The sequence below is a fragment of the Cuneatibacter sp. NSJ-177 genome (assembly GCF_022867805.1).
GTDB lineage: Bacteria > Bacillota > Clostridia > Lachnospirales > Lachnospiraceae > Pseudolachnospira.
The window spans coordinates 1-16,853 of the sequence record NZ_JALIFO010000003.1; the positions used below are offsets into that span (position 1 = coordinate 1).

Genomic DNA, 16,853 nt, shown 5'->3' on the forward strand with positions numbered 1-16,853 from the left:
TGGCTTTAACTGTACCATGTAGGTAAAATATTATCCGAGGAAATCTTCTTGAAAGCCTTTACGGATGGTGCTTTTTAAGAATTTCCTCGGATAATTGAATATCTGGGATAATGCGCCCTATCCCAGAACTCGGATAGGGCGCACTTACTCACCACCTGCAAAGCAGGCGGTGGTATCCCTCCCGTTGGTCAGGCTCATGCGCTCCTCACGAACTGTCTTCCAGACAGTTCTCCAGAGGGGGCAGGCAATGCCGCAAGCGGACATCGCCTGTGCAGTCAGCTCTATATTTTGATCTGTCAGCAAAACGATGTGGCGGCATATTGCCGCCCCATCCCGCCGTCTGCCTGCGAAAACCTGCCACTGGCAGATTTATCTCAGTTATGTGTGTGCCGAATAACACGACACACCCATTTTCTCTTTAAAAAGAGAAACAGAAAAAATAAAAATGAAAGGACGATGAAAACGAATGGCTATTTATCACTTGGAAGCAAAGATTATCAGCCGAGGTGCAGGACGATCTGCTGTTGCGGCTTCTGCATATCTGAGTTGCTCCAATATTCTGAACGATTACGATGGAGTGCGGCACGACTACACCCGAAAGAAAGGACTTGTATGGAGAGAGGTATTTCTGCCTGAATATGCTCCTGCAGAGTGGCAAGACAGAGCCGCCCTGTGGAATGCCGTTGAAGAAAATGAAAAAACGAAAGACAGCCGCCTTGCCCGTGAGTTTGTTCCGGCACTTCCTGTTGAGCTAACCAAAGAACAATGGCAAGAGCTTCTCTCTGATTTCATCAACGAGCATTTTGTCACCGAGGGGATGTGCGCAGATGTGGCGATTCATGATCCAGACCCGCCCGGTCACAATCCCCATGCTCATATTATGCTGACTGTGCGCCCGTTAGACGAAAACGGCAAATGGCAGTATAAGACTGAGAAAGAATATCTCTGCATCAAGGATGGCCAGGAACGGGGCTTTACTGCCGCCGAGTTCAAAGCGGCACAGGCTGACGGATGGCAGAAACAATATCAGTATAAAATTGGCAAGAAAAAGGGTTATATGACACCCTCTGCCGCCGAAGCACAAGGCTATGAGCGTGTGAATAAATATCCCAAAAGCACTAAGTTCGGTAGGCAGAATCCCATCACCGAGCGCTGGAACAGTGAGGAACAGCTTGTACAATGGCGCAAGGCGTGGGCAGAAGTAACAAATCGCTATTTGCAGCAGTACGGTCACGATGCCCGCATTGACCACCGAGGCCATGCGGAGCGAGGTCTGGACGAGCAGCCAACCATTCACGAGGGTGCAGTTGCTCGTGCGCTGGAGAAAAAAGGTATTATATCCGACAGGTGTGAAATCAACCGTCAAATCAAGGTTGACAACGCCCTGCTTCGTGAATTGACGATAACGGTCAAAAAACTGATGCAGGCGGTCAAGAACACGCTGCCCGCTATCGCAGATGCAATGGAAAGGTTGCGGAGCAACATGATAATTTTCAAATACCAACTTTTGCATATTAGCAGTGGCAAACACCGCATTAAGCAATCTCTGAATCTGTATCGTGAAGATATGAATGAATATATTGTCCTTGCAGATAAGATTAAGGCGAAGTCCAAGGAGCGAAAAATAGCACTGACGGAGAAAAAGAAAACGCCGATTATTCATGTCCTGAAGCATCGTGACTTTGCCAGACGGATTGCCGAGCTGACAGAGGATTTGGAAGAACTGCGTTCTGAAAAAGCTGTTCTGCTTCAGCAGATGCAATTTCCAGAGGATGCTACTGCCGACAGTTTCCGTAAGGAAATCCGCACATTGGAGACTGGTTTGAAAAAGTTGGAAACAAGCGAAGCAAGGTATACCGTAGAACTGGACGATGCCCTCAAACAGTATGCCGGGTTTCAAGAGCAGGCGGCAGAGTTTGACCCTGCGAAGCTGTATGAAGCAAGGCTGGCGATACGCTCCGGCCATGAACGAAATTCCATACAGCGTGTGCAGGAAGCCTATGGCGATAAATATAATCTGCTGATGATGTTTGACAGCAGGCGGGAGGTAGGCGCATTGCTGAATGAAGAAGTAGAAGCCCGCTCTCTTCGTGAACGCCTGCGTCAGAAACAGCAGCGGCGACAAAAAACAGATCAACAAAGAAAGCCCAAACACCATGAGCAGGAACGGTAAATAGCTGTTCCTGCTCGCTTTTTTTATAATGATTTTGAAAAATGGAGGAAACAAAAATATGAATATATACGGATATGTAAGGGTATCCAGCACTGACCAGAATGAAGAACGGCAGATGATTGCCCTGCGGGAGGCAGCTGTACCTGCAAAAAACATTTTTATGGACAAGCAGTCCGGCAAGGATTTTGACCGTCCTAATTATAAGAAGCTGGTAAAAAAGTTAAAAGCCGGGGATTTGCTGTATATTTTAAGCATTGACCGACTGGGACGTAATTATGAGGAAATTCAGAAACAATGGCGTATTCTCACGAAAGAAATCGGCATTGATATTTGTGTGTTGGATATGCCGCTTTTGGATACTCGAAACGGTAAAGACCTAATGGGAACTTTTATCGCTGATCTTGTGCTGCAAATCCTATCCTTTGTAGCACAGAGCGAGCGTGAAAACATTAAGAAACGGCAGGCCGAGGGAATTGCCGAAGCGAAAGCAAGAGGGGTAAAGTTTGGCAGACCTGAAAAGAAAGTGCCTGAAAATTTTGCAAAAATCGTCCACGCATGGGAACAAAAAAGACTTCCTTTTGAAGAAGTCCTTAATCAATGCAATATGAGCGAAGCCACGTTTTACCGCAAATTGCGGGAATATGGGCTTCTCAAAGGCGAAAAACTGAAGCGATAACAGTAATAAAGCTGTCAAAAGGTGTACCTTTTGACAGTAGCCCTCCGACAGAATTCCTGCACTTCAGAGGCAAGAAAAACTCCTCTGATACACACTCAAAATCCTCAAATGCTCTTGAATTTCAGGCTGTTTTGTTGTATAACTTGAAATGAGAAAGGCTGTCAAAAAGTACACCTTTTGATTATAGTCCCAATGTAGAATATCGCTGTTAGACACTTTCTCACTGCGTACAATCAGAAGGGGGATAAAACAATAGAACAATGAAGAAAAATAAGTTTTTCCATAAAGGCATAAAAGCGCCGCCAGGCGATTTCAAGAATTTTCACATTGTTATGATGTTGTTTCTTGCGTTCTTCATATTCACTTTTGTTGGTGCGGGAAGCTTTATCATCGTATCGCTTGTGGGACTGCTCCTGTGTATCGTGGGGCTTTTACAGACCTCTGTAAAAGTGGATCTGTGGGTTCTTCTGCCGTTGATCTTCTATAATATAATCAGTTTTCTCTCCGGATACAGAGTTTTCGGAAACACACTGGAAGGATTGGCTTCTACCCAGTCGGTCTTTCCGATAGTCTATCTGCTGGCGGCATATCTTGATGGCAGGGAGCGGATGCTTCTGAAAAGACTGTGTGCAATATGGGTTGGCGTGATGGCCGCCATAGGGCTCGGTCAGTTTACACTGGCGGCATTTTCCGGAACCGCCTCAAGGCTTTCTGGCTTCATGGGAAATCCAAACGCCATGGGCATGATGCTGGTTCTTGGCTGGTTTGCGCTACAAAGCTGTCTTTTCGAACTGGAAGGAAAAAATCCCCTTCTAAAAAGACTTTTTCATGGGGTGGAATTTATTACACTGGCGGCGCTGGCGCTGACGCTGTCCATAGGAGCGTTTGGGGCGCTGGGCGTTGGGGTCATTGCAATGCATATTCATGGAAAAGAACGGGTTTCGGCTTTGATTTGCAGAGGGTCGGAGATTATTTTTGCCGGAGGCTGCGGCATTCTCCTTTATGTAGCCGGAGATTACACGGATTGGCCATGGCTCTGCCTTATTATTTGCGGTTATATTTTGATTAGCGCATGGTACGGGGAGATGTTCAAAGGGTATTTGGCGAAGCGCAAATGGCTCAGAGGATTGATTTGTCTGGCAGGGGTCTGCGGGGCGGGCATACTGGTTTTTCTAAGGCCAAACGCCGCTGCGACTTTCTTAGAGCGCCTGGCCATGATAAAAAATGGTTTGGGATATATTTGTGAAAGTCCCTTTTTGGGCGTGGGTCCTTATCAGTGGCGCTGGCTGAACATGCTGGATACAGACCCATACTTTAATACCTGGCACATTCACAATGTTTTTGTCCATGTGGGAGTGGAATTGGGGCTGCCGGCTTTAGCGATGCTGATCGTCGCTATGGTCCGTCATCTTTGCAAGAAAGAAGATAAGGCACAGCGGGGTGCGTTTTTCGCCGTTCTTGCCCACAACCTGATGGACACCAGCTTCTTTTACATCGCAACTGTACCGTTTATGATTATGATCTCGGCACAGGATGAAGGGAAGACCCGCCTGCTTGGCGGAGCCGTTGTGAAGTGCATTTTCAGCGTGTTTTCCGTATTGTTTGCATGGAACACACTGCAATGTCTGCAATGAGGAGGTGAGCATATTCTTGAATACGCAAAAGAACCACACAAAAGGAAATTCTCCTCCCAACATCGCAGCCGTACTTCTCGTGCTTTTTTTTGTCTTATCCGCTGTCACTCTGACGGGAGGCTATCAGACGTGGAGAAGGCTTCCGCTCTATGTGGGCAAACAGTTGACCGAAACTGAAATGGAGGAAGTTATCGCAAGAAACAGCCCTCTTACTGCCTATGTGCACCTTTCTCCCAATGCGAGCTTCCCCAGAGAAACGGAAATCAAAAAGATCACCATTCACCACATGGCGGCGAATCTTACCTTGGAAGAATTGGGAGACTCTTTCGGTAAAAGGGATCGGAACGCTTCTTCCAATTATGGGATCGACAGCCACGGCAATGTGGCTCTCTATGTGGAGGAAGAAAATCGGTCATGGGCCAGTTCCAGCGCTGAAAATGACAATATGGCAGTGACCATTGAGGTTGCCAATGAAGCTATAGGGGGCGACTGGCGGGTCAGCGATGAAGCTTATGAAACGCTCATTGAATTGTGTACAGATATATGCAGGCGCAATGGCATAGAGGAGTTGGTTTATACAGGCGACGCCGGCGGTAATTTGACCATTCACAGCATGTTCCGGAACGACACAGAGTGCCCCGGTCCCTGGCTGGAAAGCAGAATGTCCGAGATCGCCGATGCAGTCAACAAAAATTTAGATGATTTTTAGAAGTGATTTTTCTATGAAAAAACATCAGAAAGGATAGAATATTTATGGAAACAGCAAAAAAACATATTTCTTATTGCATCGTATTCCTGATGCTTTGCCTGGCGGGTATGGTTTTGTTTGGGCACAACGTAATTGCAGAAGCCGCCGGTGCGAATGACACTTATGTGGGGTGGAAGGGGTGTGACCTGATCTTTCAGAAAGTATGGGAGGATGACGGTGATGAAAGCAAGCGTCCAAATGAAATTACCTTCACAGTTGACTTGGCAGATACATTAGACAGTAAGCATGATAAGCCTAATGTACCTATTACGCTGAAAGCAAGTGAGAACTGGACTTATACCGTTCCATCACTTTATGGTAAAACCTCATACGGGTATTACGAGGGGACCTTGAAAGAGCTGAACGTTGACGGTTATAAGCTTGATGGAGTAACAGTAACGGAGAGTGTCGAGGATAACAAGGTCATAGTAACGCTGAAGAACAAACTAGAACAGGTAAAGGCAACTGGCAGTTTGACTGTATCAAAAACGGTGGCAGGAAACGCGGGAGATAAAGATAAGGCGTTCCATTTCACGGTAACACTGAGCGATCAGACGATCAGTGGAACGTATGGAGATATGGAATTTACGGATGGTGCGGCGACCTTCGCATTGAAACATGGTGAGAGTAAGACCGCAGCAGGACTTCCGGCGGGGGTTACATATGAAGTAACGGAGACGGAAGCGGATCAGGACGGCTATGCGACAGCCAAAACAGGAGATACCGGAACGATTGAGAAAGATGTGATATCGACCGCGGCGTTTACCAATACGAAAGATGAATTTGGCAGCCTGACTGTCTCCAAAACCGTAGCAGGCAACGCTGGCGATCAGCAGAAGGCCTTCAACTTCACCGTGCGCCTCAGCGACACGAGCATCAACGGCACCTTCGGGGATATGACCTTTACCGATGGTGTGGCAACCTTCACCCTGAAGCACGGCGAGAGCAAGACGGCGACTGGGCTTCCGGCTGGTATCACCTACACGGTGGCTGAGGATGATTATTCTGATGACGGCTATGTGACAACCAAGACTGGCGATATGGGAACGATTGCAAAAGATGGTACATCTACAGCAGTGTTTACAAACACCAAGGATGTAACGCCGATTGACCCGGATCCTGATGATTCCAGCCTCACAGTGAAAAAAGAGTGGATACTGGATGATGGGGGCAAGGCGACGGATTCTGTAACGGTTGTCCTGTTGAGAGATGGCAAAGAATATGAGAAAGTCGAACTAAGCGACCGAAATAACTGGACATTCACTTGGACTGGACTCAGCGATGGGTATACTTGGACAGTGGACGAAGTGAATGTGCCGGACGGTTTCACAGCGAAAGTAGATCAGAACGGGATGATATTTACTATAACAAACGATGATAAACCCACTGATCCGGGCGACCCCACCGATCCGGGCGACCCCACCGATCCGGATGACCGCACCGATCCGGATGACCGCACCGATCCGGGCGACCCCACCGATCCGGATGACCGCACCGATCCGGATGACCCCACCGATCCGGATAAGCCAACTGATGATGTTCCCAAGACAGGGGATGAAACAAATTTGACTCTGTGGTTGGTGCTTTTAGGAATTTCCGGCATGGGTACAATTATTACATTGCTGGGGAGCAAACGTAAATATAAAGGCAAACACTGTAAGAGATAATGAAACTGGCGGCGAGACGGGGTATGAAAGACACCTGTCTCGCCGCTTTTCTTGTGAAAGGGAAGCGCCATGAAAAGAAAAAACAAACTGCGTTCTATATTGCTCCTTGTGTTCAGTGTCTTGTTCTTCGTCTCCGCATATATGGTTTATGGGATCATATCGCAGGCTCACCGAGAGCAGGATAACTTTGAGCAACTGAAAGAAATCGTAAAACAGCCCTTTTTGGCTTTTGACCCATCACAGACGCAGGAGCCACCGGAAACCGACGATGCCTCCTCTCCTTATGCTGCGTTGAAAGAGATAAACCAAGATTTTTGGGGCTGGATTTGTATAGAGGGAACGGAGCTGGACTATCCGGTTATGCACACGCCGAAGAACGGGGAATACTATCTACGGCGGGACTTTGACGGAAAGGATTCCCAGAGCGGTGTTCCTTTCCTGTCGGCCTCCTGCTATGAGGGCTGTGGCAACTACCTCATATACGGGCACAACATGAAAAACGGCTCTATGTTTGCCACGCTTCTCTCCTATGCCGACCGGGCGTACTGGGAGGAACACCCCATCATTCGATTTGATACCCTTGCTGCCTCCGGAGAATACAAGGTACTGGCTGCCTTTTATTCAGAAACCTATCCGCAGGATGCCGAAGGCGTATTCCGCTACTATCAATATACGGATGTGAGCGATGCTTCCGTTTTTGAGGACTATGTGGATCAGGTACAGAAGGCCGCTCTGTACGACACGGGGGTCATTGCTGTATACGGAGATGAACTGCTGACCCTGTCTACTTGCAGCTACCACACAAAAAACGGGCGGTTTGTTGTAGTTGCACGAAAAGAAGAATCACCGCAACTTGGGTGAAAATACCCTTGACAAATCTCATCTCAGAAAAAAATCCTGGAAAAGTATGCCCGTGAGCATGGATATAGCAATTTCAAATTCTATGTTGATGACGGCATCTCAGGTACGACCTTCAACCGCCCAGGCTTTCAGCAGATGATTGCAGATATTGAGGCAGGTCTTGTCAAGCGTGTTATCATTAAGGATATGTCGCGTTTCGGACGTGATTATCTGCAAGTCGGCATGTATACGGAGATCATGTTTCCCGAACATGATATTCACTTTATTGCGGTGAATGATGGTGTAGACAGTACCCAGGGCGACAACGAGTTTACGCCCTTCCGCAATATCATCAATGAATGGTACGCCAAAGACACCAGCAAAAAAATCCGTGCCGTTATGAAAGTGAAAGGCAATGCAGGGGAACATTTGACTGTCTTGCCTCCGTATGGATACATAAAATCGTCTGATGACAAAAAGCAATGGGTGAAGGATGAAGAAGCCGCCCAGGTAGTTTATGAAATTGGTCTCTATATCATGGACGGTTTGGGACCCTCGCAGATCGCAAGAAAACTGACGGAAAGAAAAATCCTTACTCCGGCTGCTTACTATGCGAGTAAAGGCAGGACAACCAATGTCACAAAGAAAGGTTCTCCTTACGCTTGGGATTCTTCTACGATTGCCGACATCATGGATCGCTGGCGTGAATACCTGGGGCACACGGTTAATTTCAAAACCCGCAAAAAATCCTACAAGAGCAAAAAGACCCTTCTCAATCCAGAAACCGAGTGGAAGATTTTTGAGAATACCCATGAAGCCATCTGGACGGAGGCGATTGCCGATGCAGCAAGGCTTGCAAGGCAGACGCGGCGCCGACCCACAAAGATGGGAGAAATGGGGATGTTCTCCGGCATGATGTTCTGCGCCGACTGCGGCTCCATCATGTATCAATGCAGGGCAACCAATTTCCGGCGCGATCAGGAATATTACCTGTGTTCGGGCTATCGGAAAAGCCGTGACGTATGCGGGCAGACACATTCCATACGAACTGTTATCCTGGAGGAATTGGTTCTGCAAAATCTGCGTGAGATCGTTTCCTTTGCATCACAGCGCAAAGACGATTTTGTAAAGATGGTTATGGATGCGGATATGCGCCAACGTAACCGAGGTTTGTCAAAGCGGAAGAAAACATTAGCTGATGCTGAAAAGCGGATCGCAGAACTGGACACCATTTTCAAGCGGCTCTATGAAGATACCATTTCGGGAAAACTTTCTGACGAGCGTTTTCAAAAGCTCTCTACCGACTATGAGAAAGAGCAGCATCAGCTTCAAGATGTAGCGATTGCCCTTCGGGATGAAATCGAGGTAGACGAACGCAAAAGCGCCAATGTGGAAAGGTTTCTCTCCGTTGTAGAACGGTATACGGAAATCCCCGAATTGACCCCATGTATCTTGCATGAATTTATCGAGAAGATTGTTGTTCATGCAGCCAGCGATCCGAAGGGCAAGAACCGCACCCAGGAAATTGACATCTACTATAAGGGCATTGGAGCCCTGGAAGTATCCAAAGTCACTTCATCAAGGCAAGAATGAGAAAAACGGCATAGCCGAAGCTATACCGTTCTCTCTTGCCCCATGATGTTTTCTTATCGGGAGGCACCTTCGGCGGTTCCTTTTTTGTTCCTCTCATATGGATTGATCCAAGTCCTGCTAGTCGTAGGAGGCCAGCTCCGGTTTTTCTTCCAGCAGGCGGCGGACAATCTCTCGTCCGTGGGCGCAGGTGGCGTCTACCTCTTCGGTGGGAACGCAGATCAGTCCCATGAGAGCGCGGAAGGGGATGTCCAGTTTTTCATCGCCGGGTACTCCGGTATCCGCGGAGAGCCACAGGGCCATCTCCACACTGGGAATAATATAATGGGTGTAGAAGTTGGCAATGTCCGGAGGAAGTTTCACATTGCGCTTGGAAAGAATCAGCATGCTGGCATTAATCCCGTCGTTGCTGGAAAAGAAGAATTCCCGAAACAGCCCTTCCTCAATCATATCATGGTAAAAACGGCACAGCGCCGGGGAAGACATGATAGTCTGAAACAGGCGGACAAAGGTGCAGCAGAATAGTTCCGGTTCCGTACGGATGTCCACCAGTTGCAGCAGTTCGCTGCGGAGTTCCTGCATTTTGGCTTTTAGGAAGGCCTGGGCAATCGCCTGTTTGGAGCCAAAGTGATAGATAATTAAACTGGGGCTGGTATCCGTGGCCTGGGCAATCTGGCGTACCGTCGTGTTTGAGTAGCCCTGTTCCAGGAACAGATGAATGGAGGCGCGCATGATGGCGTCCCTGCGGCTGGCGGAAGTGTGGAGGAGCTGTTGGGAGGGTTTGTCAAATTCCTTCTCCAATATGGCTTCTTCGCGCGGTTGCTTTGTCATTAGAACCCTCCGTGATTGTATTTTGTCTATTAAATCCTAACATAAAAATAAAAAAAAGTAAATATGGCGGAAGCATTGACATGATTCTGCTCCCGCGGTAAAATAACAATAAGCGACTAAACATATTCAGTTCTAATAGAACGCGTTCAGTAAATCCTCTTTGCTAAGCCTTAGCCGACAGGTCTTTTTCCTGCGCATTTCCAAAAGCCGGATATCCGCCGGCCTTTGGATGTGGTTTGTATTCCCGGTAAACACATTGGAAAAGTAAGGAGGAATCTTTTTATGCACAGTCAATATCCCCATTTGTTCAGCCCGATCAAAATTGGAAATGTGGTCATCAAAAACCGCATCGAATCTTCCCCGATCGCTATCCCCAACGACTCCCCGGAGTTTGCTTCCATGGAGAATATGATATCCTATGAGCTGCGGGCGAAAAGCGGAGCCGGTCTGATCGTCCACGAGGAGACCGCGGTCACAAAACTCTCGGATGACAGCAGCGGACCGACCTTCAGCGACACGGCGCTGGCACTTCAGGATATTATGAAGGAGAGCGAGGCGGTTCACCGCTACGGAGCGATTTCTTCCGTGTCCATGGTTCATCACGGCGGATGGAACACCTTGGCGGTAGCTCCGGACGGTAAGCTGTACGCCCCCAGCGCGATGAAGAATCCCTACGGCATTATGACGACAGAGATGCCGGAGGATATTATGTTTCAGATTGTGGAAGCCTACGCGAGGGCTGCTGCTATGGCTCAGTATGGAGGGCACGATATGGTTCAGATCCACGGCGCCCACGGCTGGCTGCTGAGCCAGTTTATGTCTCCTTTGTATAATCACAGGAAAGATCAGTACGGCGGTAGCCTGGAAAACCGCGCCCGCTTTCCTTTGATGATTGTGGATGCCATCAAAAAGCGCTGCCCCCGCCTGCCGGTGGAATACCGCTTTTCCGCTGACGATCACATGGAAGGCGGCTTTGAACCGGAGGAGGCCGTAGAGTTTGCCCGGATGCTGGACGGGAAAGTGGATCTGATTCACATTACCTCCTCGTCGTTCTGGGATCCCAGCTGCGGCCTTTTATTCCCCAGCATGTTTGCGGAGCGGGGCTGTAACCTTCCCTTGGCGGCAAAAATCAAAGAAGCGGTCAAAACACCGGTGGTCACGGTTGGACGGATCAGCGATCTGAAGCAGGCGGACCAGGCGATTGCAGACGGCATGGTGGATATGGTGGCGGCCGGCCGGGCTTTCCTGGCGGATCCGGAGTGGGTCAGCAAGGTATATCATGGCCATGAGGAGGATGTGGCCCCTTGCCTTCGCTGCGGGACTTGCATTCCCGGCGCCTACGGCCCGGCGGAATATGTCCCGTTCCACGCCCATCTGCGCCGCTGCTCCGTGAATCCAGAAATCGGAAGGGAGTGGCAGAAGAACATCATTAAGCCCGGTTCCCGGAAGAAAGTTTTGATTATCGGCGGAGGCCCCGGCGGGATGCAGGCGGCGATCACGGCGGCGGACCGGGGGCACGAAGTGATTTTGTGCGAAAAATCGGACCGCCTGGGAGGCCTGGTGAATGTCATTGCGAAAGCGCCCTTTAAAGAAGAATACCGCCGGTATATTGACCGGCAGATCCGCTGGGTGAAACAGCGGGATATCGATCTGAGGATGAATACGAAAGTGACCCCTGAGATGGCGAAAGAGCTTCATCCCGACGTTATTATCGCAGCGGTGGGAGCCGGGCCGATCCGTCCGCCGTTCCCCGGTGTGGATCTGCCCCACGTGTATACGGTGGACCAGGCGGATCAAGTGAAAATCGGGGAACATGTGGTGATCATCGGAGGGGGGCCTTTGGGAGCAGAAGAAGGACTGCATTTAAGCTCCAAGGGCCACGCGGTGACCGTGGTGGAGATGCGGGATAAGCTATGCCTCGGCGCGCCGTATCTGCACTATATGGCCGTGAATAAAGAATATCAAAAACCGGGAGCGCCCAAGGTCATTCTGAACCACCGGTGTGTTTCCATTACAGAGGAGGGGGTATGGGTGGAAAACGCAGAGGGGGAGAAAACCCTTTGTCCGGCGGACACGGTACTTCTGGCGGTCGGGATGCGGGCCGACGAGGAGGCGGTGGAAGCCTTCCGGGAGTGTGCCATGGAGTTTCGGAAGATTGGGGACTGCAATAAGCCTGCCACGATGACGGAGGCGGTCCGTCTGGGGTATGATGTGGCGTTTGGACTGTAAATAGGGGAGAGCGGCAGGAAGGAAAAGCATTCCTGCCGTTCTTTTTACTGCGCTCCTACGTCGCGCCATAAAAAGGACGGACAAAAATATCTGCTTCGCAGCTATTTTTTACCCTTTCTTTAACAAAATTTAAAATCGTTAACCAAATCTTCACATATGTACAATCCCGGTTTGTCTGTCGAAATTTTCCCATCTATACGAGTTTTCCCCTTTATGCTATTCTGTGGCTATCATCTCATAGGGGGAAAATATGAATCGGATCCATTCAGATTCCCCCAGGAATGCACCTTGTTAACAATAATAAGGAAATGAGGAGGAGAATTGAAGTGAAAGTACCGAAGTTTCTCAAATGGCTGGATCGGTACCTGGAGGAGGCCATCCTGGTTATCTTCCTAATATTGATCGCCTGTATCATGATGTTCCAAGTCATCGTCCGGTATGCGTTTAAGAATCCGCTGCCCTGGCCGGAAGAGTTCTGCCGCTACTGCTTTGTATGGTCGGCAATGCTGGCAACCGGTTACTGTATCCGCAAAGGAAGTATGCTGCGGGTCGATGTTGTCATTAAACTGTTCCCTCGTCCGGTAACGGCTGTTCTGGACATCGTAGGAAAGATTTTGGCAGTGGCCTTCTGCTGTATTATGTTCCTTCCTTCCTGGGAAGTGATGCAGAACGCATTGAAGATTGGCCAGTTAAGCCCGGCAATGCAGATGCCGACCTGGCTCTTGTATCTTTCCGCTCCGCTGGGATTCTTTTCCGGAATCATCCGCGGAATCCAGAGCGTAATTTTAACCTTAATGGAACTGAAAAAAGGAGATAAGAAAACAATCGAAGGAGGAGAAAACGCATGATCGGAATAATTTTTGGTGTATTCTTCCTCTGCCTGGTGCTGGGTATCCCGATTGCCATGGCCATGGGCTTCGGCACGATCTTCCCGGCTCTGCTGGATCCGAACTTCCAGGGAGACTTGCAGTTTGTAGTCCGCAGTATGATCAAGGGCGTGGATACAACCTCGATTCTGGCAATTCCGCTGTTTATGCTGTCCGGCGCCATTATGGCCACCGGCGGACTGTCAAAAAAACTGTTTGATGTATTTGCCGTATTTATTGGAAAGCTTCGCGGCGGTATGCCTTGCGCGGTTATCGTTACCTGCCTGTTCTACGGTGCGATTTCCGGTTCCGGTCCCGCCACCTGTGCGGCGGTCGGCGCAATGTGTATTCCGTTCCTGACGGATCTCGGATATGAGAAGACCTTCTCGGCTGCTCTGGTAGCCACCGCAGGCGGTCTGGGCGTTATCATCCCGCCGAGTATCCCGTTTATCGCTTACGGCCTGGTTACCAACACTTCGGTGGGCGACCTGTTTACCGCCGGAATCCTTCCGGGCTGCCTGATCGCCCTGACCCTGATGATCTACACCGTGTTCTACTGTGCGAGAAAGGGCGAGGACCGGCAGAGAATCGAGTCGCATTACAATGAGCTTCGCTCCAAAGGAATTCTTCATGTAATTAAAGACGGTTTCTGGGCTCTGCTGACTCCGGTCATCATCCTGGGCGGTATTTATTCCGGTATCGTGACGCCCACCGAAGCTGCCTGCATATCCGTGTTCTACGCGATTATCGTTTGTTTGTTCATTTATAAAAGCGTTCGTTTCCGCGACCTTTTGACCTTCTTCCAGGAGGGCGTAAAAACTTATGCTCCTCTGGGCATGATGCTGGCTCTGGCCCAGGCGTTCATGAAGATCCTGGTTCTGGTGGATGCTCCCCAGTCCCTGGCCAACTTCCTGTCCGCCACCATCAGCAGTAAAGTCGTGTTCTTGCTGCTGCTGAACCTGATCCTGTTCCTGATGGGCATGGTATTGGATGTAGGCCCTGCCATCATGATCTTAGCTCCGATGCTGCTGCCGTTTGCCACGAAACTGGGTGTGGACCCGATTCATCTGGGAATCATCATGACCGTCAACCTGGCAGCCGGATTCGTTACCCCGCCTTTCGGCATGAACTTGTTTGTGGCCGCGCCAATGGTGCAGGCAGACGCGATGACAATAGGAAAGAGGGCCCTGCCCCTGATTGGAACTTACTGCATCGCGCTGCTGTTAATTACCTTTATCCCTGCGATCAGCCTGGTTCTGGTTGGTTAAAAAAACGATGGTATTTCCGGCCGAAGGCCGGCACCAATATATTCACAATTTAGGAGGAAAAAATGAAAGCAAAGAAAATTTTAGTAGGAGCGCTTTCGATGGCAATGGTCCTGTCCATGGCTGCCTGCGGCTCCGGAAATGATTCTACGACGGCGGCTGCCACCACGGCAGGCTCCACTACGGCTGCTGCGACGACGGCTGCGGAAGGAACCACGGCTGCGGAAGGCACCACTGCGGCAGAGGGAACCACGGCTGCCGGCAGCACAGGCTCCGGAATTGAGGCGATTGACGCCAGCAATCTGGATCCGGTAGAAATCGTAATCGCATCTTCCGCATCTTCCACCAACGAGATGTATGGAATTCAGCAGGCTCTGGCCGACGAAGTCAAGGAAAAGACCGGCGGCAAGCTGACGATCAAACTGTCCTGGGACGGCGTTCTGGGCGGCGACGGCGAGCTGGCGGAGAGCTGCATGGCCGGAAGCATCGGCATGATCTCCATGGCGACTTCCCCTCTGCTTTCCTATATGCCGGAAATTGCAGTGTTCGATATGCCCGCTGTATTTGACAGCGCCGAATCTGCCTATGAAGGAGTGAAGGCGTTCAAGGATACGTTCCAGTCGATTTTTAACGACAAGCAGATGCAGCTGCTGGGTCTTGGCTTTACCAACTTCCGCGGCCTGTCTACCAATGTAAAGATTGAAAAGCCGGAAGATTTCCAGGGCATGACCATCCGCGTCATGGAGAATAAGTATCACACTGCGTTCTGGGAGAACCTGGGCGCAAAGCCTACCCCTCTGGCATTCAGCGATCTGTACATGGCCCTGCAGCAGGGACTGGTTCAGGCGCAGGACAACCCGATTACGGCCGTCTACGCCAGCAAGTTCTATGAGGTACAGGATTATTACATGCCGGTTACCGCATTCCCGTTTATCAGCGTGATCGCGATCAACAAGGAAACCTATGACAGCCTGCCCGCTGAGTACCAGCAGATTCTAAACCAGTTCTCCGAAGAGTTTATGAAACAGGTTTATGAGGCGACTGCTCAGATCGATCAGAATGCTTATGACGCCATCGGCGACGGCATCACCACGCTGGAGTTTACCGACGATCTCTTTAAGGCTATGCAGGAAGCGGCTAAGCCCGTGTGGGAGACGATTAAGACCGATATCGGCGCTGATTTGGCCGAGGCCTATCTGAAGGCCGGCGGAGTTCAGTAACTTCATTCTATCCCATCAACATTCCGGGGGGCTCTGCATAGACAGAGCCTCCCATCCATTTACCTACCATATAGAGGGAACATCATGCCGAAAAGCCGGCATGGAGTGTAAAAAAGGAGGATATCCGTATCATGGAAAGAAAAGCGTATCCCGGTTTTGAATATCATCTGAATCTCTACGATATTCTGGCCCATGGAACCAAAGAGGAACAGGACAAAGCAAACGAAGCGCAGCAGAAGTATATCAAAGGATATACGCTTCCGGAAGGCATGACCATGGAAGACCGGATGATTCCCGGAACCGAAGAGGGTACGGAACTGCGCATCCGCGTGTACACGCCTGCCGGTCTTCCGGAGAAGGCTCCGGTTGTTCTGGAGATCCACGGCGGCGGCTGGGTGGCCGGAAATTTGGATATCGATAATTACCGCTGCATCTATTTGGCCGAGCACACACCCTGCATCGTAGTCGGCGTGGAGTACCGTCTGACCAACAAAGAGGTTCACTTCCCAGCGCCTTTGCTGGACTGCTATACCGCCCTCTGCTGGGTTCACGACCATGCCGCAGAGCTGGGCGCGGATCCGGAGAAAATCGGCTTGCACGGAACCAGTGCCGGAGGAAATCTGGTCGGCGGCCTGGCGCTTTATGTCCGCGACCACGGCGGCCCGGAGATTTCGCTTGCCGTCATGAACTGCCCGGCTGTAACCGGAAAGGTTTATACCTCCACCTTCCAGAATGAGAAGTTTGCCCTGCGCAAAGAGGGAGACAAGAAGGACTCCGTGGAGCACATGTACATGGGCGGCATGAACGGCGGGAATCCTTCCTACTACGCAATGCCCGGATACTGTGAGGACCTGGACGGCCTCTGCCCGATTTATCTGGTGATTGCGGAATACGATCCGCTCCGCGATGAGGGATTGGAGTTTGCCGCCCGCCTTCTGCAGGCAGGCGTTCCCTGCGAACTGAATCTGGCTCCCCGCGTCGGCCATGGATTCTGTGTGGTGGATCATCCGCTGACCCGCTGGGTTCATGACGGAGTATGCGCCTCCTTCCGCCGGGAATTTGGAATGCTGTAAAAATATCGGCAGGATCCGGTTTCTCGTTAACAATATTTAAA

General features: G+C 50.2%; 13 protein-coding genes. 12 read left to right on the forward strand and 1 reads right to left on the reverse strand.

What is annotated here, in order from left to right:
* The first annotated feature begins 466 nt into the window (after positions 1-466).
* The 7 genes from mobQ to MUB23_RS19800 all read left to right on the forward strand — a co-directional run bounded on the left by mobQ (position 467) and on the right by MUB23_RS19800 (position 9,331).
* Positions 467-2,173: a MobQ family relaxase gene (mobQ, locus tag MUB23_RS07085; protein WP_244799696.1), complete on the forward strand. Its 1,707-nt coding sequence runs from the start codon at positions 467-469 to the stop codon at positions 2,171-2,173.
* A 58-nt stretch (positions 2,174-2,231) separates the two neighbouring features.
* Positions 2,232-2,849: a recombinase family protein gene (locus tag MUB23_RS07090; protein ID WP_244799697.1), complete on the forward strand. Its 618-nt coding sequence runs from the start codon at positions 2,232-2,234 to the stop codon at positions 2,847-2,849.
* 260 nt (positions 2,850-3,109) lie between these two features.
* Positions 3,110-4,483 (forward strand): O-antigen ligase family protein, encoded by a 1,374-nt coding sequence (locus MUB23_RS07095; protein WP_244799698.1) that lies wholly within the window; start codon positions 3,110-3,112, stop codon positions 4,481-4,483.
* A 16-nt stretch (positions 4,484-4,499) separates the two neighbouring features.
* Complete coding sequence (locus tag MUB23_RS07100) at positions 4,500-5,192, forward strand: peptidoglycan recognition protein family protein (protein ID WP_244799699.1); 693 nt, start codon at positions 4,500-4,502, stop codon at positions 5,190-5,192.
* 44 nt (positions 5,193-5,236) lie between these two features.
* Positions 5,237-6,898: a DUF7601 domain-containing protein gene (locus tag MUB23_RS07105; protein ID WP_244799700.1), complete on the forward strand. Its 1,662-nt coding sequence runs from the start codon at positions 5,237-5,239 to the stop codon at positions 6,896-6,898.
* Positions 6,899-6,967: 69 nt separating this feature from the next.
* Positions 6,968-7,759 carry a class B sortase gene (locus MUB23_RS07110; protein ID WP_244799701.1) on the forward strand — a complete coding sequence of 264 codons (792 nt, stop codon included), beginning with the start codon at positions 6,968-6,970 and terminating at the stop codon, positions 7,757-7,759.
* A 15-nt stretch (positions 7,760-7,774) separates the two neighbouring features.
* A complete protein-coding gene (locus MUB23_RS19800; RefSeq protein ID WP_330641822.1) occupies positions 7,775-9,331 on the forward strand; it encodes a recombinase family protein in 1,557 nt (518 codons plus the stop codon).
* Positions 9,332-9,448: 117 nt separating this feature from the next.
* Here MUB23_RS19800 and MUB23_RS07120 read toward each other — a convergent pair whose 3' ends face one another.
* Positions 9,449-10,159, reverse strand: a complete 711-nt coding sequence (locus MUB23_RS07120) for a TetR/AcrR family transcriptional regulator (protein ID WP_244799702.1) — start codon at positions 10,157-10,159, stop codon at positions 9,449-9,451.
* A gap of 282 nt (positions 10,160-10,441) precedes the next feature.
* On the opposite strand from MUB23_RS07120, the gene MUB23_RS07125 reads away from it, so the two are divergent.
* From MUB23_RS07125 to MUB23_RS07145, 5 genes are all read left to right on the forward strand, one after another.
* Positions 10,442-12,388, forward strand: coding sequence for an oxidoreductase (locus MUB23_RS07125; protein ID WP_244799703.1), 1,947 nt, complete (start codon positions 10,442-10,444; stop codon positions 12,386-12,388).
* 326 nt (positions 12,389-12,714) lie between these two features.
* On the forward strand, positions 12,715-13,236 hold the full coding sequence (locus MUB23_RS07130; RefSeq protein ID WP_244799704.1) for a TRAP transporter small permease: 522 nt from the start codon (positions 12,715-12,717) through the stop codon (positions 13,234-13,236).
* Positions 13,233-14,522: a TRAP transporter large permease gene (locus MUB23_RS07135; protein WP_244799705.1), complete on the forward strand. Its 1,290-nt coding sequence runs from the start codon at positions 13,233-13,235 to the stop codon at positions 14,520-14,522. Before MUB23_RS07130 ends, MUB23_RS07135 begins: the two co-directional genes overlap by 4 nt.
* 62 nt (positions 14,523-14,584) lie before the next feature.
* On the forward strand, positions 14,585-15,739 hold the full coding sequence (locus MUB23_RS07140) for a TRAP transporter substrate-binding protein (protein WP_244799706.1): 1,155 nt from the start codon (positions 14,585-14,587) through the stop codon (positions 15,737-15,739).
* Positions 15,740-15,870: 131 nt separating this feature from the next.
* A complete protein-coding gene (locus tag MUB23_RS07145) occupies positions 15,871-16,812 on the forward strand; it encodes an alpha/beta hydrolase (protein WP_244799707.1) in 942 nt (313 codons plus the stop codon).
* Positions 16,813-16,853 lie beyond the last annotated feature (41 nt).

Coding starts and splice junctions, on each gene's coding strand:
- MUB23_RS07090 (WP_244799697.1), top strand. CDS start 2,232: ATGAATATATACGGATATGTAAGGGTATCCAGCACTGACCAGAATGAA.
- MUB23_RS07120 (WP_244799702.1), bottom strand. CDS start 10,159: ATGACAAAGCAACCGCGCGAAGAAGCCATATTGGAGAAGGAATTTGAC.
- MUB23_RS07110 (WP_244799701.1), top strand. CDS start 6,968: ATGAAAAGAAAAAACAAACTGCGTTCTATATTGCTCCTTGTGTTCAGT.
- MUB23_RS07105 (WP_244799700.1), top strand. CDS start 5,237: ATGGAAACAGCAAAAAAACATATTTCTTATTGCATCGTATTCCTGATG.
- MUB23_RS07145 (WP_244799707.1), top strand. CDS start 15,871: ATGGAAAGAAAAGCGTATCCCGGTTTTGAATATCATCTGAATCTCTAC.
- MUB23_RS07095 (WP_244799698.1), top strand. CDS start 3,110: ATGAAGAAAAATAAGTTTTTCCATAAAGGCATAAAAGCGCCGCCAGGC.
- MUB23_RS07135 (WP_244799705.1), top strand. CDS start 13,233: ATGATCGGAATAATTTTTGGTGTATTCTTCCTCTGCCTGGTGCTGGGT.
- MUB23_RS07125 (WP_244799703.1), top strand. CDS start 10,442: ATGCACAGTCAATATCCCCATTTGTTCAGCCCGATCAAAATTGGAAAT.
- mobQ (WP_244799696.1), top strand. CDS start 467: ATGGCTATTTATCACTTGGAAGCAAAGATTATCAGCCGAGGTGCAGGA.
- MUB23_RS07140 (WP_244799706.1), top strand. CDS start 14,585: ATGAAAGCAAAGAAAATTTTAGTAGGAGCGCTTTCGATGGCAATGGTC.